Origin of the sequence: Paenibacillus sp. FSL K6-1096, from assembly GCF_037977055.1 — a bacterium.
GTDB lineage: Bacteria > Bacillota > Bacilli > Paenibacillales > Paenibacillaceae > Paenibacillus_AQ.
Window position 1 is genome coordinate 691,632 of the sequence record NZ_CP150274.1, and the last position, 21,322, is coordinate 712,953.

General features: G+C 54.5%; 24 protein-coding genes. All 24 read right to left on the reverse strand.

The annotated features are described in order from the left end of the window. Positions 1-10 precede the first annotated feature (10 nt). Positions 11-892: a MinD/ParA family protein gene (locus MHI24_RS03075; protein WP_340024090.1), complete on the reverse strand. Its 882-nt coding sequence runs from the start codon at positions 890-892 to the stop codon at positions 11-13. Continuing rightward, complete coding sequence (gene flhF, locus MHI24_RS03080) at positions 889-2,298, reverse strand: flagellar biosynthesis protein FlhF (protein ID WP_340024091.1); 1,410 nt, start codon at positions 2,296-2,298, stop codon at positions 889-891. The genes MHI24_RS03075 and flhF overlap by 4 nt, the downstream gene beginning before the upstream one ends. Continuing rightward, positions 2,295-4,328 carry a flagellar biosynthesis protein FlhA gene (gene flhA / locus MHI24_RS03085; RefSeq protein WP_340024092.1) on the reverse strand — a complete coding sequence of 678 codons (2,034 nt, stop codon included), beginning with the start codon at positions 4,326-4,328 and terminating at the stop codon, positions 2,295-2,297. The genes flhF and flhA overlap by 4 nt, the downstream gene beginning before the upstream one ends. A 20-nt stretch (positions 4,329-4,348) precedes the next feature. Then, positions 4,349-5,443 (reverse strand): flagellar biosynthesis protein FlhB, encoded by a 1,095-nt coding sequence (gene flhB / locus MHI24_RS03090; protein ID WP_340024093.1) that lies wholly within the window; start codon positions 5,441-5,443, stop codon positions 4,349-4,351. A gap of 24 nt (positions 5,444-5,467) precedes the next feature. After that, entirely contained in the window at positions 5,468-6,259 is a 792-nt protein-coding gene (fliR, locus tag MHI24_RS03095) for a flagellar biosynthetic protein FliR (RefSeq protein WP_340024094.1), read from the reverse strand. A gap of 4 nt (positions 6,260-6,263) precedes the next feature. Continuing rightward, a complete protein-coding gene (fliQ, locus tag MHI24_RS03100; RefSeq protein ID WP_340024096.1) occupies positions 6,264-6,533 on the reverse strand; it encodes a flagellar biosynthesis protein FliQ in 270 nt (89 codons plus the stop codon). 22 nt (positions 6,534-6,555) lie between these two features. Then, positions 6,556-7,320 (reverse strand): flagellar type III secretion system pore protein FliP, encoded by a 765-nt coding sequence (gene fliP / locus MHI24_RS03105; RefSeq protein ID WP_340024097.1) that lies wholly within the window; start codon positions 7,318-7,320, stop codon positions 6,556-6,558. Next, positions 7,317-7,844 carry a flagellar biosynthetic protein FliO gene (locus tag MHI24_RS03110; RefSeq protein WP_340024098.1) on the reverse strand — a complete coding sequence of 176 codons (528 nt, stop codon included), beginning with the start codon at positions 7,842-7,844 and terminating at the stop codon, positions 7,317-7,319. Before MHI24_RS03110 ends, fliP begins: the two co-directional genes overlap by 4 nt. A gap of 10 nt (positions 7,845-7,854) precedes the next feature. Next, on the reverse strand, positions 7,855-8,220 hold the full coding sequence (locus MHI24_RS03115; protein WP_019910416.1) for a response regulator: 366 nt from the start codon (positions 8,218-8,220) through the stop codon (positions 7,855-7,857). A gap of 26 nt (positions 8,221-8,246) precedes the next feature. Beyond that, entirely contained in the window at positions 8,247-9,575 is a 1,329-nt protein-coding gene (gene fliY, locus MHI24_RS03120; protein ID WP_340024099.1) for a flagellar motor switch phosphatase FliY, read from the reverse strand. Continuing rightward, positions 9,565-10,563: a flagellar motor switch protein FliM gene (fliM, locus tag MHI24_RS03125; RefSeq protein WP_340024100.1), complete on the reverse strand. Its 999-nt coding sequence runs from the start codon at positions 10,561-10,563 to the stop codon at positions 9,565-9,567. Before fliM ends, fliY begins: the two co-directional genes overlap by 11 nt. Before the next feature lie 38 nt (positions 10,564-10,601). Continuing rightward, positions 10,602-11,069, reverse strand: coding sequence for a flagellar basal body-associated FliL family protein (locus MHI24_RS03130; protein WP_340024101.1), 468 nt, complete (start codon positions 11,067-11,069; stop codon positions 10,602-10,604). Further along, the gene (locus tag MHI24_RS03135; protein ID WP_340024102.1) at positions 11,066-11,290 is read right to left on the reverse strand and encodes a flagellar FlbD family protein; all 225 of its coding nucleotides are present in this window, start codon (positions 11,288-11,290) and stop codon (positions 11,066-11,068) included. The genes MHI24_RS03130 and MHI24_RS03135 overlap by 4 nt, the downstream gene beginning before the upstream one ends. Before the next feature lie 112 nt (positions 11,291-11,402). Then, a complete protein-coding gene (gene flgG / locus MHI24_RS03140) occupies positions 11,403-12,221 on the reverse strand; it encodes a flagellar basal body rod protein FlgG (protein ID WP_340024103.1) in 819 nt (272 codons plus the stop codon). 123 nt (positions 12,222-12,344) lie between these two features. Next, a complete protein-coding gene (locus MHI24_RS03145) occupies positions 12,345-12,728 on the reverse strand; it encodes a TIGR02530 family flagellar biosynthesis protein (protein WP_340024104.1) in 384 nt (127 codons plus the stop codon). Next, positions 12,725-13,207, reverse strand: coding sequence for a flagellar hook capping FlgD N-terminal domain-containing protein (locus MHI24_RS03150; protein ID WP_340024105.1), 483 nt, complete (start codon positions 13,205-13,207; stop codon positions 12,725-12,727). The genes MHI24_RS03145 and MHI24_RS03150 overlap by 4 nt, the downstream gene beginning before the upstream one ends. A gap of 35 nt (positions 13,208-13,242) precedes the next feature. Then, the gene (locus MHI24_RS03155; RefSeq protein ID WP_340024106.1) at positions 13,243-14,748 is read right to left on the reverse strand and encodes a flagellar hook-length control protein FliK; all 1,506 of its coding nucleotides are present in this window, start codon (positions 14,746-14,748) and stop codon (positions 13,243-13,245) included. Positions 14,749-14,772: 24 nt separating this feature from the next. After that, positions 14,773-15,726, reverse strand: coding sequence for a kinesin (locus MHI24_RS03160; RefSeq protein ID WP_340024107.1), 954 nt, complete (start codon positions 15,724-15,726; stop codon positions 14,773-14,775). Between the two features lie 18 nt (positions 15,727-15,744). After that, on the reverse strand, positions 15,745-16,188 hold the full coding sequence (fliJ, locus tag MHI24_RS03165; protein ID WP_340024108.1) for a flagellar export protein FliJ: 444 nt from the start codon (positions 16,186-16,188) through the stop codon (positions 15,745-15,747). Between the two features lie 2 nt (positions 16,189-16,190). After that, a complete protein-coding gene (gene fliI, locus MHI24_RS03170) occupies positions 16,191-17,519 on the reverse strand; it encodes a flagellar protein export ATPase FliI (RefSeq protein WP_340024109.1) in 1,329 nt (442 codons plus the stop codon). Beyond that, positions 17,500-18,348: a FliH/SctL family protein gene (locus MHI24_RS03175; RefSeq protein ID WP_340024110.1), complete on the reverse strand. Its 849-nt coding sequence runs from the start codon at positions 18,346-18,348 to the stop codon at positions 17,500-17,502. The genes fliI and MHI24_RS03175 overlap by 20 nt, the downstream gene beginning before the upstream one ends. Further along, on the reverse strand, positions 18,341-19,357 hold the full coding sequence (gene fliG / locus MHI24_RS03180) for a flagellar motor switch protein FliG (RefSeq protein WP_340024111.1): 1,017 nt from the start codon (positions 19,355-19,357) through the stop codon (positions 18,341-18,343). The genes MHI24_RS03175 and fliG overlap by 8 nt, the downstream gene beginning before the upstream one ends. 4 nt (positions 19,358-19,361) lie before the next feature. Next, a complete protein-coding gene (gene fliF, locus MHI24_RS03185) occupies positions 19,362-20,951 on the reverse strand; it encodes a flagellar basal-body MS-ring/collar protein FliF (protein WP_340024112.1) in 1,590 nt (529 codons plus the stop codon). 34 nt (positions 20,952-20,985) lie between these two features. Next, on the reverse strand, positions 20,986-21,294 hold the full coding sequence (gene fliE, locus MHI24_RS03190; RefSeq protein WP_340024113.1) for a flagellar hook-basal body complex protein FliE: 309 nt from the start codon (positions 21,292-21,294) through the stop codon (positions 20,986-20,988). Positions 21,295-21,322 lie beyond the last annotated feature (28 nt).

Genomic DNA, 21,322 nt, shown 5'->3' on the forward strand with positions numbered 1-21,322 from the left:
TTCAGAACAATTATTTGTTTCGTTTCAACCACTTGCTGATAAATCCCCTGATGCCCTGCACTTTAGCGGTTTCTACTGAATCAGCAGCCAGATAGCTCAGCGCAAGCCTGCGCACATCCCTGGCTGCAATACTGTTCGGAAAAGCCACTGAGAATGGAATTTGTCTCTTTACGGCCTGGACAACATGCGGATCACTGCTGATATACCCGAGGACAGGAAGCTCAAGCTGGAGGAAGCGGCTGGCAGCCATGCAGATTTTGTCGCTGGTTGCCCGGGCCTCCCGTTCATCTCCCGCCTGATTGACAATCAGCCTGAACGCCGTCTCCGGATGGGAATGATGAACCACCTTCATTAAGGCGTACGCATCCGTGATCGCTGTAGGCTCCGGGGTGGTCACCACCAGGCAGTCGTCTGCAGAGGTAATGAACTTCATCGTCTCCTTTGAGAGGCCCGCCCCTGTGTCAAACAGGATGTAATCCATCGTATCGGCAATGAGGCCGATCTGTGCGGTAAAGTAATTCAAATCGGTCTCGGAAAGGGTAAACAGCTCATCCATCCCGGAGCCGCCGGCGATAAAAGGCAGGGCCTGCGGCCCGTGCTGGATGATCTGTCCGATATCAGCTTCCCGCTTGAGCAGGTGATACAGGTTATACTTTGCGGATACGCCCATCAGCACATCGATATTGGCCATCCCGATGTCCGCATCGAACAGCAGAACCCGCTTCCCCATTGCTTTCAGTGCAAGCGCAAAGTTAAGGGTGAAATTCGACTTCCCGACTCCCCCCTTACCGCTGCATACGGTAATGATGCGGGCGGAGCTGCCGCTGCCGGAGGCCGGCCGGGCATCCTGGCTGGACACCAGCCGTCTTAACGATTGCGCCTGATCCATCATCCGCCCCCTGTGCCCAGCAGCATCCCGCTAACCTGCTCCGGACTTGCCGTAAGAAGATCGTCAGGAACCGTCTGCCCGTTGGTGATATAGGAGAGCTTGAGCGGGAAATCGTTCAGCACATTGAACAGCGGACCATAGCTCCCCGTCTCATCCAGCTTCGTGAAAATAACCTTATCCAGCGGGTAGCGGCTGAAATGCTCGGCGATCTTCTTCATATCCCGGCTCTTGGAGGTGAGGCTCAGCACCAGGAAGGTCTCGCTGGGCAGCTCCTTGGCCAGCAGGCTCTGCAGCTCCGCGACCAGCAGCTCGTTGCGGTAATTCCGGCCTGCCGTATCCATCAGCACCAGATCACAGCTCTCCAGCCGGAACATGGCCCGCTGGAGATCACCGGGCGACTGGACCACCTCCAGCGGCATATTGAGGATGGAGGCATACGTTCTAAGCTGTTCAACGGCCGAGATACGGTATGTATCCGAGGTGATCAGCCCTACCTTGCGGCCCTGCTTGAACAGCTGCTCCGCCGCCAGCTTGGCAATCGTTGTCGTCTTGCCGACACCCGTCGGCCCGGCGATGTATACGATTCGCGTCTCCGGGGAGATGCCGCCGGCAATCCGGCCGTCGAGGAAGCCGTCAATCTGTTCCTGCAGCGCTTCTCCGAACTGCTCCGGGCTCCAGCCGCTGCCTTCCTCCCGGTAACGCTCCAGCACCTCGCTGATCCATTCATCAACCAGCACAGCATCCGTCTCCTGGTCGATCAGCCGCAGCTTCAGATTCTCCAGCGCACCCGGCAGCTCGGCCGCTCCCGACGAATAGCGCGCAATCCGCTCCATCCACTGCTTCATATCCCGGATCTCGCGGAGGACGTCGCTCTCGCTTGCCGCCTGCACAGGCTGAGCAGCCGAAGGCGCCTCATAGGCCGCCGGCAGCGGCTTCAGGCTCTCGCCTGGAGGAGATTCCGGCTGATGCGGCTGCGGATTCGTCAGCTTGCCTTCGGCCGGGACTTCCGGAAGCTCCGTCTTCACCAGAGGAGGACTCACCGCAACTCCGCCTCCCTGATCAGGGAGTTCAGCCAGTGCAGCGGCTACCTCGGCGTACGAGCTTCCAGCCGCCGCCTCCTTTACCGTGACAGGCTGCGGCGCTGCGGCTGACGCTGCCTTCTGGTAGGCCTGCGGCACAGCGCTTCGCGGCACATGCACCGGCTGTACGGGAGCCCGTTCCGGATCAGCCGCCTTCGGCCCGTTCTCCACAGCGGCAACCACTTCAATCTTCTTCTTCGTGAACATGCCCATGAAACCGCCGACTTTAATCTCTTTGGTGCTCAGGATGACAGCATCGCTTCCCAGCTCGCTGCGGATCGAATGCATGGCGTCAGGCATCGTATCGACCACATAACGCTTCACTCTCATAAGTTCACCACCCCGACGCTTTGAATTTCAATGTTTGGCTCCAGCTCGCTGTACGACAACACCGGTATATCCTGCATGGTCCGTTCAATGACCTGGCGGAGATACATGCGGATCGTAGGGGAGGTCAATACAATCGGCTGCTGGCCGGACTGCAGAAGACGGTTAATCTGCTCCGCCAGCCGCTGGTAGACGGTTTGGGTGGATACCGGATCAAGCGCCAGATAACTGCCTTGCTCCGTCTGCTGCACGCTTTCGGATATTTTTTTCTCCAGGCCCGGACCGACGGTAATGACCCGCAGCGTCTCGCCCGTCTGTGAGAACTGCTGGGTGATCTGCCGCGACAGAGACTGCCGCACATACTCGGTCAGAACATCCGGGTCCTTGGTGTAAGTGCCGTAATCAGCCAGCGTCTCGAAGATGGTCACAAGATCGCGGATCGAGATCTTCTCGCGCAGCAGCTTGCCCAGCACCTTCTGAATATCGCCGACAGCCAGAATAGACGGAATCAGCTCATCCACCAGCACAGGATAATTCTCTCTGAGATTGTCAACCAGCTGCTTCGTCTCCTGGCGTCCGAGTAATTCATGGCCATGCCGCTTAATCAGCTCGGTCAGATGCGTCGCTACAACCGAAGGAGGGTCAACCACCGTATAGCCCGACAATTCGGCACGTTCCTTCACCGATTCATCGATCCAGAGAGCCGGCAGGCCAAAGGATGGTTCGATCGTCTCAATCCCGCTGATCGACTCGTCATCATAACCGGGACTCATGGCAAGATAGTGATTAAGTAATAATTCACCGCCGCCCACGGTATTTCCTTTTATTTTGATGACATATTCATTCGGTTTCAGTTGAATATTGTCGCGGATGCGAATGACCGGCACGACAAGACCCATCTCCAGGGCACATTGCCGTCGAATCATGATGATTCTGTCGAGCAGGTCACCGCCCTGCCCCGTATCCGCCAGCGGTATCAGGCCATACCCGAATTCGAATTCTATCGGGTCTACCGTCAGCAGATTGATTACACTCTCCGGACTGCGCACCTCTTCGATCTGCTTCTCCTCGACCAGCTGTTCATCGGCAATCTGCTGCCGGTTAGCCTTCTGCCCCATGCTGTAAGCCGCATAAGCCATCAGACCTGCCAGCGGCAAGGTGGACATGATTGTAATCGGGGTGAAGAAGCCCAAGAAAGCAATGGTAGCAGCCACGATATAGAGCAGCTTCGGATAAGACAGCAATTGCCCGGTCAAATCCTCAGCCAGGTTGCCCTCCGAAGCCGCCCGGGTGACGATCAGGCCCGCAGCGGTAGAGATCAGCAAGGCCGGAATCTGGCTGACCAGCCCGTCCCCGATCGTAAGCACGGAATAGGTCGACAGCGCTGCCTGAAACGTCATGCCGTGAACCGTCATTCCGATAATGAACCCGCCGATCAGGTTGATGATGAGGATAATAATACTCGCAATAGCATCGCCTTTGACGAATTTGCTCGCACCGTCCATGGCGCCGAAGAAGTCCGCCTCGCGCTCTACATTGCGGCGGCGCTCGCGCGCCTGCTGTTCATTGATCATACCCGCGTTCAGATCCGCATCAATACTCATCTGCTTGCCGGGCATAGCATCCAGGGTGAAGCGTGCACCTACCTCCGCCACGCGCTCCGAGCCCTTAGTGATAACAATGAACTGCACGACCACCAGGATCAGGAAGACGATGAACCCGATGGCAATCTGCCCGCGCGCAATCCAGCTTCCGAAGGTGGCAACCACCTCACCGGCATGCCCTTCGGCAAGGATCAGCTTGGTGGTGGACAGGTTCAGGGCCAGCCGGAACAGCGTGGTGATCAGGAGCAATGAAGGGAATATCGAGAATTGGAGCGGGTCCTTCGTATTCATAGCCACCAATATAATAGTTAGGGCTATCGAAATATTGATAATTAACAGTACATCCAAAAGCCAGACAGGGATAGGCAGAATCATCATCAGCACAATACCGATAATGCCCAGCAGAACTGTTAGGTCTTTAGCTTTCAATGTCCTTTTCCTCCCCCGGCTTATCTCCTCTTGCCTTTAAGCTTGTATACATAGGCCAGCACTTCGGCAACGGCCTGGAACAGATCGGCCGGAACCACATCGCCAATCTCGGCTCTCTGGAATAATGCCCGTGCCAGCGGCTTGTTCTCCATCGTAACAACACCATGCTCCTTGGCCAGCTCCCTGATGCGGAGCGCTACATAATCCTGGCCTTTGGCGATAATCTGCGGAGCCTCCATAGTGGAACCGTCATACTTCAGGGCTACTGCAAAGTGGGTCGGGTTGGTGATGATGACATCAGCCTTGGGGACCTCCTGCATCATCCGCTGCATTGCCATTCTGCGCTGCCGCTCCCTGATCTTGCCTTTAATGATGGGGTCGCCCTCCATCTTTTTGTACTCGTCCTTAATGTCCTGCTTGGACATTTTCAGGCTTTTCTCATGCTCGTATTTCTGGTAGATATAGTCCAGGACAGCCATGATAAAAAGAGCCGCTGCAATCTTGATGCCCAGGCTCATCGTCAGCTTCGCCGCGAACCGGTAGACCCCTTCCGCATCAACATGCGAGAGGGAGGCAAAGCTCTCCTTCTCCCCCCAGAGTGTGCTGTACACCAGATAGGCAATCAGCAGGAGCTTGAAGACCGATTTGAGAAATTCGACAAACGAACGGGTCGAGAAAATATTCTTGAACCCTTTAATCGGGTTAATCTTGCTGAACTTCGGGGTAATCCCTTCGCCTGAAGCCATGAAGCCCACCTGCGCGAAGTTCACTACCAGCGCCAGCAGGAAGGTGATGCCCAGCAGGGGAGCGAGCAGAATCAGAATCTGCAGCCCGTACTGGTTGAACAGCGTGGAGATATTCTCCGGCGTGACCTCCAGCATCATCCGGTGCTGAAACACGTCCGTGTACAGCTTCATAAACCGTTCTTTCATGAACCCGCCAAAAATACTCAGGGACAGCAGCGCCGAGAACAGCACGACCGCACCAGACAGCTCTGCACTTTTGGCAACCTGGCCCTTCTTGCGGGCATCCTGCCGTTTCTTGGGGGTAGCCTTCTCGGTCTTGTCCCCGCCGAACAGCTGAAGATTCAGTTTGTACCGTGGCCGCTTCGCCATGTGATCCCCTCTCCTTACCTCTGCCTAAGGGCTCTTCCCCATGAGGCCAAGCAGGTTGTGCATGGACTCGAACATAATGTCGAAGAGGTTACGGAACAGCGCAGCCATCCCCGGCATCAGAATCAGCAGCAGCGCCAGGCCTATAATAATTTTGAGCGGAACGCCGATGACAAACACATTGTATTGCGGAGCCGTTCTCGCCAGGAAGGCAAGGCCCACATCCGTCAGGAACAGGGCTGCCACCAGCGGGGCCGACATCTGGAAGGCCAGCATGAAGGACTGCGCAAAGGTGCGGACCAGAAATTCCGACAGGCTGCCGTCAATCATGGTGAGGAACAGATTATTGTCCAGCGGCACCCATTTGTAGCTGTAGACGATGGCATCCAGCAGGTAGTGATGACCGTTCATGCTCAGGAACAGCAGCAGCGCAATCATATACTTGAAGTTGCCGATAATCGGCGCGGATGCCCCGGTCATCGGATCGATGACGTTGGCAATTCCGAACCCGATCTGAATATCGATGAACGAGCCTGCCGTCTGAATCGTCATGAACATCAGGTAGGCGACAAAGCCGAGCAGCAGCCCGATCAGCGCCTCCCGCATAATCAGGAGCACATAACTGAGATCCTGCGCAACCGTAACACTCATGCCGCCAGAGCTGAAGATGACCATCGATACAAAAAAAGACAGGCCAATTTTGAATGTTGCCGGCACACTTTGCGAAGAAAAGACAGGAACAACAACAAAAAAGGCGGTAATTCGACAAAAAATCAGCAAAAAAACAGGAAAACTTTGCACCAGGGTCTCTATATTCATCAGCTCAACCGATATACATATAGAGGCTTCCCAGGATTTGGCTGGTGAAATCGACCAGCTTCGTTATGATCCACGGACCAAACAGCAGCAGGGCGAGCAGCACGGCCACGATTTTGGGTACAAACGCCAGGGTCTGCTCCTGAATCTGGGTAGTGGCTTGAAAAATACTGACGATCAGTCCTACCACCAGACCAAGGATCAGCATGGGGGCGCTGGTTTCCAGCACTAAATACACGGCTTGGCCGGCAAGGCCGATAATAAAATCCGGATTCATCCCGTATGCCTCCTCTTAAAGATCAGGTGTTAAAACTCATAAGCAGCGATTTGACTACCAGATACCACCCGTCTACCAGCACGAATAGCATAATTTTGAAAGGCAGCGATATCATAACCGGCGGCAGCATCATCATCCCCATCGCCATCAGGGTGCTCGACACCACAATATCGATAATGAGAAAAGGAATGAAGATCATAAAGCCCATCGTAAAAGCCTTCTTCATCTCACCGATTGCAAATGCCGGCACCATGACGGTTAACGGAATATCGTTGTAGCTGGCCGGCTTGGCCGTAGCCTTGCTTCCGGTATAGTTCATGAACAGCAGCAAGTCCTTGGTGTTGGTCTGCTTGAACATGAATTCCTTAATCGGCTCCTGCGCCTTGTTCAGCGCCTCGCTCTGGGTCAGCGTGCCCTTTATATACGGCTGTAAGGCCGTCTCGTTCACGGTGGCCAGTGTAGGCGACATAATGAACAAGGTCAGGAACAGCGCCAGTCCTACCAGCACCTGGTTCGGAGGCATCTGCTGGGTACCGAGCGAGGTTCTGACGAAGCCCAGCACGATCACAATCCGGGTGAAGCTGGTCATCAGGACCAGGAATGCCGGAGCGATGCTCAGGACCGTTACGAGCAGCAGAATTGAAATGGAGCTTGTCCCTCCGCCTGATCCGCCGCTGCCTCCGACCTCAATATTGATGTTCGGGATCGGATCAGCATGTACCGGATGCAGCAGGAGGACACTGAATACACCAAGCAGCAGTAAAGAAAGAATCAGCTTTTTTTTCATAATTCCCCCGGCTTCTTCAGATCCTCATCCCTTAGCAGCTCCTCCAGCTTCTCTTTGCGCTCAGGGGCCTGCGCCAGCTTGGATTGCAGGGTCTCATAGAAGGACGAAGTCTCGCTAAGTTCAATTTCCTCGGATGGAATCTCACCGCGCAGCTTCGATCTGATCTTGGCGACAAGCGGTGTAATGAAATTCTCCGTTCCCGAAGACTGCTCTTCAAAAGCGGAAATTATCAGCGCCACCTCTGCCGGATCCGAAATCTTATCCATCATAGAGATGTTCTCGCCTACACCTATAAGATACAGGCTGCCGCCCAGCTCGATGATCTGAATCGACTTATTCGGGCCAAGCCCCAGCGCGCCCAGCGTGCGGATGGAACGGCCGCTCATCAGTGTCTGATTGCGGCGTCCCAGGAAACGGATCAGCAGCACGATAAGAACAATAATGATTGCAAGCACAAAGATAACCTTCAAAAGATTCAGCAGGGCACTACTACCGTCTCCGAACGTTTCGGAAGTGGCTAACATACCTTAATTCCTATACACCCAGCGTTTTGTTGATCGCTTCAATAACCCGGTCAGCCTGGAACGGCTTCACGATGAAGTCCTTGGCGCCGGCTTGAATTGCATCAATAACCATAGCCTGCTGACCCATGGCTGAACACATGATGACTTTGGCATTGGCATCTACCTTCTTGATCTCTTTCAGGGCGGCGATTCCGTCCATCTCAGGCATGGTGATATCCATCGTGATCAGATCCGGACGCAGTTCCTTGAATTTCTCAATCGCCTGTGAACCGTCCTGGGCTTCACCCACAACCTCAAACCCGTTCTTCGACAAAATGTCCCGGATCATCATTCTCATAAATGCTGCATCGTCCACGATTAGAATTCGGTTAGCCATTTTTACAAAATCCTCCCTAAGTATGCTTATTGTAATTTCTGTATACGGTCCCACTGGCTGACGATATCGGTAACGCGGACACCAAAGTTTTCGTCGATAACTACGACTTCCCCTTTGGCAATGAGCTTGTTGTTCACTAGGATGTCAACAGGCTCGCCCGCCAGCTTGTCCAGTTCAATAATTGAACCTTGCGACATTTCCAGAATATCTTTGATCTGCTTCTGGGTCCTTCCTAATTCTACGGTTACCTTCAGGGGTATGTCCATCAATAAATTTAAATTATTTTCGTCGATATTGCCGAATGCCCCGGCATTCAGATTAGCGAACTGAACAGGCTGCACATTCACGTTGCGGCCCGGTGCCGGATTCTGCGGCGGAGCCTGCTGATACGGCGTCCCCTGCGGCGGCATTCCGTATGGCGGCATCCCCTGCATTCCATACGCCGGCATCCCTTGCGGAGGGTAATAATATCCGCCTTCCGGCATCCCCGGATAGGGCGGCATTCCCTGTCCCTGCGGCGGATACTGCGGCGGGTATCCCGGTACTTCCGGCGCCGGCATCTGCTGCTGCGCTGTAGGCGGCGCTTGCGGCGGCTCCGGTGCTGCTGCGGCAGGCGGAGGAGTCTGTGCCGGCTTCTCCAGAGGCGCGGCCGCAGCTTCCGGCTCAGGCTGGCTGACATCACCTAGCAGCATGGTCACCATATCCTTGGCGAACTGCACCGGCAGCAGCTGCATGATGGTCGAATCAATCAGATCACCGATCTTCAGCCGGAAGGAAATCTGGATCAGAGTTTCATCATCCGGCAGGCTGCCGACCCCTTCACCGCTGGACATATTCAGAATATCGATGCCGGGCGGAGAGATGTTGACGAACCGGTTAAAGATCGTTGACATTGAGGTAGCAGATGAGCCCATCATCTGGTTCATCGCTTCCTGCACGGCGCTGATATGGATCTCATTGAGCTCCTCATCCTTGGGCTGCCCTTCCCCGCCAAGCATCAGGTCGGCAATGACCTGCGCATCCCTGATCTTGATGACCAGGGAATTGATCCCCTGGAAGCCGTCCACATACTGCACATGAACCGCCACATGAGGTTTCGGGAAGGCCTCCTCGAACTCTCCGCGGGTTATGATCGACACCTTCGGTGTGGTGATATCCACCTTTTTGCCCAAGAGGGTGGACAAGGCGGTCGCCGCACTTCCAAAGGTGATATTGCCGATCTCTCCCAGCGCATCCTGTTCAAACGGCGTTAAGTAATCATCCACGGTCTTCGGTGAAGGAGCCAGGGTGCCTTCCGCAGACTGTCTTAGAAGGGCATCGATCTCCTCCTGGGACAAATAATCTTTACTCGTCAAACTCTTCAACCCCTTCGCTGACAATCTCGTCTATTTGTACAGCCACACGTTCTTTGATCATCCCAGGACTTCCGATGAATTTCAGCTTGTCCCCTACCTTGATCGACAGACCGGAATCCACAGTCTTGTTCAGGGATATCACGTCGCCGACACTGAGTCCGAGAAATTCAGCGATGGATAACCTGGATTCGCCCAGCTCGGCCACAATCGGAAGCTGGGCCCGGTGGACCCTCGCCCGTATCGCTTCAAGCTCTACCTCATCGCGCACCTTCTTCTCGGAGACAAACCACTGGTGTACAGACAGCCTCGACATGATCGGCTCCAGTACAACGTGAGGAATACAGAGGTTGATCATCCCTGTGGTATCCCCGATTTTGGTGCTGAGGGAGATCAGGGCAATCGTCTCATTGGGCGATACAATTTGCATGAACTGCGGATTCGTTTCCAGTGCCTCCATCCGCGGATGGATATCAAGCACCGTTTTCCAGGCCTCCTGCAGGCTTTCAAAGCACCGGCTGAAGATCCGCTCCATGATCGTCGTCTCAATCTCGGTCAGCGCATTAATCTTGGAGGGTGCTGTTCCGAAGCCGCCCAGCAGCCGGTCCAGCATGGCAAAGGCGATATTCGGGTGAACCTCCATGACCATCCGGCCCTCCAGCGGCTCGGCTTCAAAGATGTTCAGAATCGTCATCTTCGGAATGGAGCGGATAAACTCATCATAAGGGAGCTGCTCTACCTGAACGACATTGATCTGCACGAAGGTACGTAATTGGGCCGAAAAGTATGTCGTAAGATAGCGGGCAAAGTTATCATGTATCCGTGTGAGACTGCGGATATGATCCTTGGAGAAGCGCACAGCCCGTTTGAAATCATAAGAGCGGATCTTCTTCTGGGTCTCTTCTTTTTTAAGTTCGTCGGCATCCATCTCTCCGGATGAAAGTGCAGCAAGCAGCGCATCAATTTCGTTTTGTGATAGTACATCAACCAATTCAATCACCCCCCATCAAAGAATCGACCCGCCTGCAGCTACATCGGTGCCAGTATAAATTTAGTGAATTCAATCTGGGTAATCGAACCTTTAGTCAAGTTCTTATTGATCATGTTCGCCAGCTTGCTGTTGAACTGGTCCTTGCCGCCTGCCCCGTTCAGCTCCTCGGGCTTCGTATCGGCAATCGCTTTGATAATCAGCGGTGCAAACTTTATTGTTTTTATCTTCTCGAATTCTTCCTTGGACTTCGCTGAATCCAGTTGAATCGCGATGTCAACTGACAGGATGTAATCGGGATCGGCAGTGTTAGTTTTGATATCTGTGATTTCGGCTGTCAATTCGACGATTTCATCAGCCGAGAGCTTTTTAGCTTCCACGTTCTGGACAGCCTGGTTCGCATCATTCGGATCACTCGGGAAAATCTTGTCCATCAGCAAGAATGCGGCGACTACGATAAGCGTAATGGCCAGCAGTATCGTAATGAGCCACGGCAGCATCTTTTTCATGAAAGCTCCTCCATCGACTGGACTTTAATGGTGGCAGCATGTGTGCCTATGTCCCTGTTATATTCCTTGATCATGTTAATGACTTCATCGGCCTTCTCACGCACAATCAGCCTTTTGCCCGTTACCAGCGTAATGTACGTGTCCGGTGATTCCTCCACCATTTCAACCAACAGGGCATTCAGCCACATGGCCGTCCCGTTCAATCTTGTTACCGAAATCATAACAGGCCTCCTAATAAAAATAGGGGGAGGAGTTCCTCCCCCACGACTGTTCCGACAATCCTGCCGGCGGCAGTATGTCAGGATAAAGCAAGTATTAAGCTAATCTGTGAGCTTAACGCTTCAGGTTAACCACTTCCTGCAGCACTTCGTCAGAGGTGGTAATGATCCGCGAGTTCGCCTGGAAGCCGCGCTGGGTCACAATCATCTCCGTGAATTCGCCGGTCAGGTCAACGTTGGACATCTCCAGCTGGCCAGTAACGATGCTGCCGGTTCCCGCTTCCGCGTTGCCGGCAGTGGTCGGCTCCAGCGCACCCTCCGCATTAGCGTTGAGTGTCACCCGGTACAGATTACCGCCAATCTTCTCCAGACCCGACGGATTACTCACCTTGCCGATCCCAATCTGTACACCGTTCTCCGTAGTACCATCAGCCATCGTCTGCACAATCGTACCGTTGCTGGAGATGGAGAATGCCGTAACATCTTCACCAATCTGAATGGGTCCGCCTCCGGCGTCAACGACAGCTAAGCCATCCGATGTAATCAGATTGCGGTTGGCGTCCACATGGAAATCTCCGGCACGGGTCAGGAACGGAACCTCCTGGTCAGCCGAGAGCTTCACCAGAAAGAACCCGTCTCCATCGATCCGCAGATCTGTAGGGTTATTCGTTGTCATCGCACTACCAGCTGTGTGCATAGTGTCAACGGAACCGATCGATACCCCGAGACCGATTTGTTTGGCATTGATTCCGCCTTGTCCCTCTTCCCCAGGTGCTGTAACCCCGGATACGGTCTGGCTCATAATATCCTTGAACATGACGCGCCCCGATTTGAAGCCGATGGTATTGACATTAGCGATATTGTTACCGATAACATCCAGCTTCGTCTGGAAACCGCGCATACCTGAAACCCCTGAATACATCGATCTTAACATGAATTATCGTCCTCCCGGATATAGAGTCTTCAGACTCTTAAGAATTGGATTGTTGAAGCTATGGGCGCAGCCGCGTCAGTCGGTCGGCGGCCGCTGCCGGCTCTCCAGTTCGGACCAGCCGGTTCAAGATATAATTACTGCACTGTCAATCTGCGTGAAGACATTGTCTTTCATCGACTGGCCGTCCATGGCTGTGACCACGGTCCGGTTGGCGACACTTACGATTAACGCCATGTCCTTCATGAGGATCAGCGACTCTTTGCTGCCCTTGGCGGCTGCCTTATCTACAGCTGAGGAGATCTGATCCAGCTGGCGGCTGCCAAGCTCGATTCCCCGCTGTTCCAGACGTCTCGCTGCATGATTGCTGAATTTCAGCAAATTCTTCTGCAGCACACTCTCGAAGGAAGCCTCGGAGCTTGCCGCATTCTTAACGGATGACGGACGCTGCAGGGCAGAAGGATGAACCGTTCCGGGGTACAGCTGCCCGATAGTTATGCGGTCACTCATGCCGTCTCCCCGCTCTCCCCGCCGCCTGATGAAGAGTCACTGCCTGCTTCTGCTTCACTAACGGCATTCTGGATTTCCGTGACATCCGTTAACGCAATGCGCTCCTTGCCTACAACCGCGTATTGGACACCGCTGCTGACAACAATGGATTCTACATTGCCGGATTTCGGCAATTTCGTCTCGGCATCCGTCCAGGTGATCTGCTTGCCGATCAGACCGGAGACCGAGCCCAGCGACTGATTCATCGCCGTAAGCTGGGTTGAAATATTCATAAGCTGCTCAACCGATGAGAACTGGGCCATCTGGGCGATGAATTCCTTGTCCTCCATCGGCTGCATCGGGTCCTGATTCTGCAGCTGAGTCATTAGAATCTTCAGGAACTGATCCTTGCCGAGTGTAGAACTGCCGGTGGCCTTGGGCTTATTATCGACTACATAATTCCATTGATCACTCGTTGATACGGGGGGTGTTGTTGCCATGCTTTTCTCACCTCACTTGTCTGTTCACTTGTTCCCTATGCTTTGGCTGAGAAGCCGCCGTCCTGTGCAAGCTCCTGCTGAGCCGAGACCCAATCCTTCCATTCTCCACCCAGCTCCGCAGCCAATACTGCATCTCCGGATTCTTCCTGACGTTCCCTTGATCTTCTGCCCTGCTGCTGGCTGCCTGCCCCTGCCTGCTGGCCTTGTTGTCCGGTCCACTGTGACTGCGGGGAAGAGCTGTTCTGCGATACTTCCAGCCGTTCTACCTGAAGCCCCTGGGATTGCAGCGCCAGGCGAAGCTGGTTCATCTGCTGCTCCAGCATATCCTTGGTTCCGGCGTGCTGGGTCAGGAATTGCGCAACCAGATTACCGTTATGCATCGATATCTTCACATCCACCTGCCCCAGATTCTCAGGGAACAAGGTAATGGTAGCTTCAGCCACTCCGCCTTTGCGGACGATCTCCAGCTTGCCGCCGATGAACGAATTCATCTCCCGGGCGAATTGGTGGACCGGCACAGGCGCGGCTTCTGACTTGAGCGGTGCTGTAATTCCGTGCCGCAGGGATAATTGGCCCGCCGTTACAACCTCCGGCTCCTTAGTTGCCCCTTCGCCAGCGGGCATAGGATCTTCTGCAAGCACGGTCTCCTTCAATGCGGCAGGCACTAACGCGGCAACAGGAGTGGAATCCTCAGGTGCAGTTACCGCTGCGGAATTGCCAGCTGCAGCCGCTGCCTCCAGCATGGAACGAGTGCTCGCTGAAGCCCCCAATAGCCTGCGGACATCCGCTGCCAAATCTGCCTTGCTATACATTTCCGCCTTAGGCTCGCTTCCCGTTGCCTGTTTAAGTGGCACCGCTGGAGCATCAACAACTGCTGGAGCCTTGTTAGCCATGGACTTGTGATTAACAGGTGCACTCTCCGCCATAATAGCCGAGAATTGATTCAGAAGCGCCGCTCCTTTGACAGCTGTCTCCTGATCTTCGCTGACCGCTGCCGTCTGAACCAGCTGTACCAGGCTGTTCAGTTCATCCTGAACGGCAAAACGCAGGGTTTCCGGGTTGCTGGCAAGCGGGGATAAAGTAACGGCTGTCTCCGACGCAGCTTCAGCTCCATTCTGCTGCACCGTAGCAGTGTTGCTGTTGAGGAGGGCCGGTACCTGAAGCAGCCAGCCCTGAAGCGCTGCAAGCAAGCCCGGGTCAGCCTCCAGACTGCTGTCCAGCTTCTCCAGATCCTGCTTAATGCCTTCCAGCAGGGGGGCTGTCTGCGTATCCGCATTTCCTGCATCCTCTGCTTTGGTCTGCACGGCACTCAGAAGCCCCTGCAGCAAAGCGGCCAGATTAGCAGCAGCAGGAGCCGTCGTTGCCGGAGCAGCTGCGGGCGTGCCGCCCATGCTCTGAACCAGCGTCTGGGCAAAAGGCGCTGCAGAACTGGAAGCCGCTGTGCTTGTTACATTGGCTCCGCTTGCTCCGCCTGTAATAGACGTTGCCGCGCCACCGCCCGCCCCATTACCTGCTGTGAGGGTTTGTGCGATTAGACTCATTGATTTCACCTCCCTTCAAGCGTTTTATTTACCGCCCATCAGACGGTTTAGTATTTGGGCTGCCTGCTTGCTGTCCTTCTTGGTCATCTCTCCCAGAATCGAGGAGCGGACCGTGTCACCTACTGTATTAAGGATAGTAATCACCTTATCCGGGCTGACGCTGTACATGGAGCCGAGCAAGACGGCCGCATCGGCAGCCGGCATCGCCGTGAAGGTCTGACTGAGCTTCTCCTGGTCCAGATTGGCTGAGGTCTTCGCGGGAGCCTCAGCCCCTGTCTCCTGCTTAATTCTGGATTGAAGGGCTGCAATAGCCATATCGGTTGAATTGGTTGTTTCCTTTAGCAGAACCGACACATCCGCCGCTTTTTTAGGGTCCATCTTTTCGAGAATCGCCGTTTTGCTGGCATTGCTCATATTGCTGAAGATCTGCACCATCTCTTCCGTAGTCAGATTCTCCATAATCGGGGCTGCCTTGGAGGCCTTCATTCCGCCATACAGCTTGGCCAGATCCTTCACATTCTTTAGATAAGGATCTTCCTCTTCAGGAGTGGCGGCGGCAGCCTCAGCGGCCTCTGCCTTTAGGCTGTCAATCTGCTGCTGGAGCGCTGCGGACTTATCCGCCTCGGCTGTTCTGGCGTCTTCGGCCTGCTTCAGCTTCTCGGCCTGCTCGGCCAGCTGCGATTTAAGCTCCTTAATCGTGCTCTCCGAGCTGGCAGCCTGCTCCTTGCTTTCCTTTTGCGGATCTTCGCCGGCCTCATCTGCGGCTGCAGGGTCCGGCACCGGATCAGGAACCCACTTCTCTACAATAGGAATCTTGCCCGCAATCTCCAACACGTTATTGCGGATATCCATATTAAATAGAGTCAGCAACACTCCAAGCAGCACAAGCGTGAAGATGATCGGAATCATCAAGAATAAGAAACGCTCTAACTTGCCTGCCGACCCTTCATCTTCAAATTCCATTTCATGATTTGCCACTGGCGGAAGCCTCCCGGGTTAGAGGGATTTCATCGCGAAGCGGACGGTAGCCATCTCATCCAGTTCGTTTTGTTCCCGTAAACTCATATTCTGCAGAAATGCCGTCTGTGCCTTGTCTTTGGCCATAAGCCATACCTTCTCATCCAGCACCTTGGTGCTCAGATGGTTCTGTTTGCTCTGAACCTCCATATGCGCCCGGCTGATATCGGACTGCTTGCGGGCAATGCATCTGTCCAGGTAATCCGCATAATCCTGCATCTCGCGGAGCTTGGCCAGCGGTGTCTTCTGCTGGGCTGCACTTTGCAGAGAGGACATCAGCGCGCTGCGCTGGCTCATTAATTCATCAAGGCTTTTCTCCTGTGCCTGCAGTTCTCCGAGCGCGCTTGAGAGCATCCACTCTGCCTGTGTCTTTTCGTTACCCTTCAAGTCCACCACTTTTTGAAAAGTATAATGGAACCGCATGATCATTCACTCCTCGAGAACTGTGAAATTAAAGACTGCTGGACTTCACTAAGGGTAACCTTCTCATTCACCTTCTGCCGGGTGAATTGCCAAATACTGTCGATATAATGAATGGACTCATCGATTTGGGCATTGGAGCCCCGCTGATAGGCTCCGATATTAATCAGATCCTCGGAGTCCTTGTACACGGCCATCAGACGCTTCACATTCTCTGCCGCGGCAATCTGCTCCTCCGGGGCGATATCCTTCATCACCCGGCTGATGCTTGCCAGCACATCAATGGCCGGGAAGTGCCCTTTGTTGGCAATGCTCCGGTTCAGGACAATATGCCCGTCCAGGATGCCGCGCACCGCATCGGCGATCGGCTCATTCATGTCGTCACCGTCCACCAGTACGGTATAGAAAGCGGTAATTGAGCCTGTAGGCCCCGTCCCTGCCCGCTCCAGCAGCTTGGGCAGGCTGGCGAACACGGAGGGCGTATACCCTCTCATCGCCGGAGGCTCACCTACAGCCAGTCCTACCTCACGCTGGGCCATCGCATAGCGGGTAACCGAGTCCATCATCAGCATGACATTCAGACCGCGGTCACGGAAGTATTCTGCGATGGTAGTCGCAATGAGCGCCCCTTTGATGCGGATCAGCGCCGGCTGGTCCGAGGTGGCTACGATGACTACGGAACGCTGCAGGCCCTCCGGCCCCAGGTCGCGCTCAATGAAATCCAGCACCTCTCTGCCCCGCTCGCCGATCAGGGCAATCACATTCACATCCGCTGACGTATTGCGGGCAATCATCCCCATCAGAGTGCTCTTGCCGACGCCAGAGCCGGCAAAGATACCTACGCGCTGGCCTTTGCCGATGGTCAGCAGCCCGTCAATCGCCCGGACGCCGATGCTGATCGGCTCGGCCACCCGCGGGCGGTTTAGCGGGTTGGCCGGAATATTAAACGTCGAGCTGTGCGGCATTCTGGCCGGAATCAGTGAGCCGTCGAGCGGCTGTCCGAGACCGTCCAGAACCTTGCCCAGCAGCTCCGAGCCGACTTGGACGCTCAGCGGCTTGCCGGTGCCAACCACATCACAACCGGGGCCGATGGCCTGCAGTTCCCCCAGCGGCATGAGCAGCACCTTGTTGTCGCGGAATCCGACCACCTCAGCCTGGAGCGGCTTCGTGCCTTTGGCCGGATAGATGTAACACACATCCCCGATGCTGGCATCCGGTCCTTCCGACTCGACCATCAGCCCGATCACCTGGGTAACCTTGCCGTTGATGCGGACCGGATCGAAGTTACGCAGCTGTTCTTTATATTTGCCGGTGTCAAGCATCGCTGTCCCCATTTCTCTGCTCATCCGAGTCCAATGCGATGCGCAGCAGCTCCTTCTTGATCTCGGCAAGCTGCGTATCGACGCGTGCGTCAATGCTGCCGAAGGAAGAGCGGATGACACAGCCCTGGTCCTTCACCGTGGAGTCCGGGAGAATCTGCAGCTCCGCCTGCGAGTCCACAGCGAGCGAGAGCTCTTCCCTGGCTGCGTTGACGAAGGCGAACTGGGCAGGAGAGACGCAGAGCGAGATCAGCCCCTGCTCGCGCTTGCGGGCCAGATTCTTACGGATCAGGTCCATGGCGAACTGCGGTTCCACTGTAAGCTGCTTGTCCACAATCTTCTCGGCAATGCTGCAGCTCATCTCCACCAGAAACGGCTCAGCCTCCTGAATAATGACATCCCTTGCCCGGTACGCCTCCTGAAGCACGCTCTGTGCCTCCTCCATCATCTCGGCCATGCGCCGGGACATCTCCAGCTCGGCCTGAGCCAGACCTTCCTGATACCCCTGCTGATAGCCTTCGGCCTTCACCGCTTCGATCAGCAGCTCGTCCTGCTCCCTGCGCTGCCGCCACCATTCTTCAGCTTCCGTCCGTGCTGATTCGATAATATTCTCGGCTTCCTGGGAGGCGCTGCGGACCTGGTCTTCAGCGAACTCCTGAGCGTCCTTCAGCATCTGCTTCCGGGCCTGCTCCGCCGCTTCTCCGGCCGGGTCCGCCTCGCGGCTATCCCCGGCAGCCTCATCCTGAGCAGGCTCTTCAGCAAGTCCTGCATGATGTCTGGCCTGCTCCAGCCGCTTCAGCACATCAACAGGAATATATTGAGAATGTTTGATCAGCTTAGACAATAATGTCATCTCCTCCGCCACGGGCGATGATAATTTCGCCGGATTCCTCAAGTCTGCGGATCGTGCCTACGATGCGGGTCTGCGCTTCTTCCACATCACGCAGCCGTACCGGACCCATATATTCCATTTCCTCGCGGAAGGTCTCGGCCATACGCTTGGACATGTTGCGGAAGATAACGTCCCGCACCTCTTCGCTGGCGACCTTGAGCGCCAGCTGCAGATCGGCATTGTCGATATCCTTGATAATCCGCTGGATGGACCGGTTGTCCACATTGACGATATCCTCGAAGACGAACATCCGCTTCTTGATCTCTTCCGCCAGCTCCGGGTCCTGAATTTCCAGGGAATCCAGAATGGTACGCTCTGTACCGCGGTCGACACCGTTCAGAATCTGGACAATCGATTCGATACCGCCTGCATTCGTATAGTCCTGGGTAACGGTTGCCGACAGCTTCTGCTCCAGCACACGTTCGATCTGAGTCACAACCTCCGGAGACGTGCTGTCCATAATCGCAATTCTCCGGGCAACCTCGGCCTGCTTCTCCTGAGGCAGGGAAGACAGGATAGAGGCGGCCTGTTCAAATTGCAGGTATGAGAGTACAAGGGCAATTGTCTGGACATTCTCGTTCTGGATGAAGTTGAGAATCTGATTCGGGTCCGCCTTGCGGGCGAAGTCGAACGGTCTTACCTGGAGTGTCGCCGTGAGCCGGTTGATGACCTCAAGCGCCTTGGCGGAGCCAAGCGCCTTCTCCAGAATCTCCTTGGCATAGTTGATACCGCCTTGCGAGATATACTCCTGGGCGAGACAGATCTGATGGAATTCAGACATGATCAGCTCCTTCTCACTGCTGTCCACCTTGCGGACATTAGCGATTTCCAGGGTGAGCTGTTCGATTTCCTCGTCTCTCAAATGCTTGAATATTTGCGCCGAAACTTCCGGCCCTAATGTGATTAGCAGGATTGCCGCTTTTTGCCGGCCGCTGAGTCCCTGCTGGCTAGCCTTTGCCATTCCTTCACCTCTGTTCTTCAGCAAGCCATGTACGCAGCAGGTTTACGAATTCATCCGGCTTCTTCTTCGCCAGACTTTCCAGCTGCTTGCGGACCTGACTCTCGTTCGTCACGCTGTCCATATTAATAGACGGAAACTCGGTTGGAACCTGCAGCGGAATATCTTCCTCTACCTCTTCCTCCTGCTTGTTCTTGCGGCTGCGGTAGATCAGATAACCGCCGCCTGCACCGACGAGCAGCGCGGCTGCGCCAATCGCCCAGAGCATCCAGTTGGCAAGTCCTCCCGAAGCGGTATCCGCAGCGGTACTGCCAAATTGTTGGGACAATACCGAAACTTTTTTGGTAAGATCGGCGTCTGTATAAGTGACACCCGAATCCGCCAGTGAAGCGCGGACGATGTTGACCAGAATATTTCTGATTGCTCCCGTGGTCGCATCATCCAGAGCATTTTGCCCTGCAGGTGGTTCAACCGCAACATTAATGGTTAAATCTTTTACAGTATATGGGCTGGCAATAATATCCTTAGTGATTCTGCTGACTTCATAATTTCTGGTCTCCGATGTTTCCTCAGAAGAAGAATCACCCGTGCTCGCCCCCGCCGGATAACCTGCAACATCTTCAGAGCCTGTACCTGCCACTCCACCGGATGTGTTCCCTTTACCTGAGTACGTATTGCTGATGATCTGGGAGCTGATCTCGATCCCTTTCATATTCTCAGCGTCTACAGGAACTACGAGGTCTTCCTTCCTGTTCTCTTTATCGAAGTTCAGCTTGGAGAATACCAGAACATCGACTTTATCGGGACCGGTGAGTGTACTGAGGAACTGCTTAACATCCCGTTTGACATCTTCCTCAAATTTCTTCTGCAGCGCGAAGTTCTCTTCAACCTGGCTGGAGACACCGCTCTGACCGCCTCTGGCTGTCGGCCGCAGCTCCACCTCATTATTGGTGATGGTAATGTTGTCGATTGGAAGATTGGGAACAGCCGTCTTCACCAGATTGAAGTATCCGTCAATATTCTCCTGCGACGGTCTGAATCCGGGATCGAAGCTTAGCACAACGGAAGCCTGAGCCTTCTCCTGATCCTCCTGCGCGGCGAACACAGTCTCCTTGGGCAGGGTGACGAGCACCTTGGCGTCCTTAATTCCCTGCATTCTCCGCATGAGCTGTTCCACTTCACCGTTCAGGGCATTGTTGTACTTCACATTGAATTCACTGTCTGTAGTGCCGATCATCGAAGAGGATTCATTGAACACCTTGTAGCCGATGGACCCCTGCTGGACAATCCCCTGCGAGCCGACAGCAATCTTAATGCGCGCAGCATCTGTGCTTGGTACGGATATGCTCTTGCCATCAGGGCTAAGACGGTAAGACACCCCGGATGAATCCAGATAATTCATAACTCCTGCAGAATCCGTGCTGTCCAGATCCTTGAAGGCCACTTCATATTCAACCTTCGTTAACTGCATGGTTGCTACTACGATTACTATTATGATGATAAACAGCGTGGAGAAAAATAATATTTTCTGTTTACCGCTGAATCTGTTCCAATACTGGGTCACCTTCTCCCGGTACTGGGCCAATCTTTCATTCACAGTGTCACCCCATCCGAAACGTAGCTAGGATTATTTAGATTTGCGTTCTCATAATTTCCTGATAGGCTTCTATCACTTTGTTCCGGACTTGTGTAGTCAGCTGCAAACTCAGCAATGCCTGCTGGGACGATATCATCGCTTCGTCAATGTTGACCTCGCCCAGTACAAATTTGTTGCTCATGTCTTTAGCCTGCTGTTCCTGGGCGGCCACCTGATTAAGGGCATCCTCCAGATAGGAGCCGAAGCTCTGCCCTGATTGCTGAACGGCTGAGGAGTTGGCGGCTGCGGGCTTCATTGCGAGCGGCTGCACGGCCTGGCTCCCGATTAATACATTCTGTATCACTTTTTCTCCCCCTAGTTCATCAATTCAA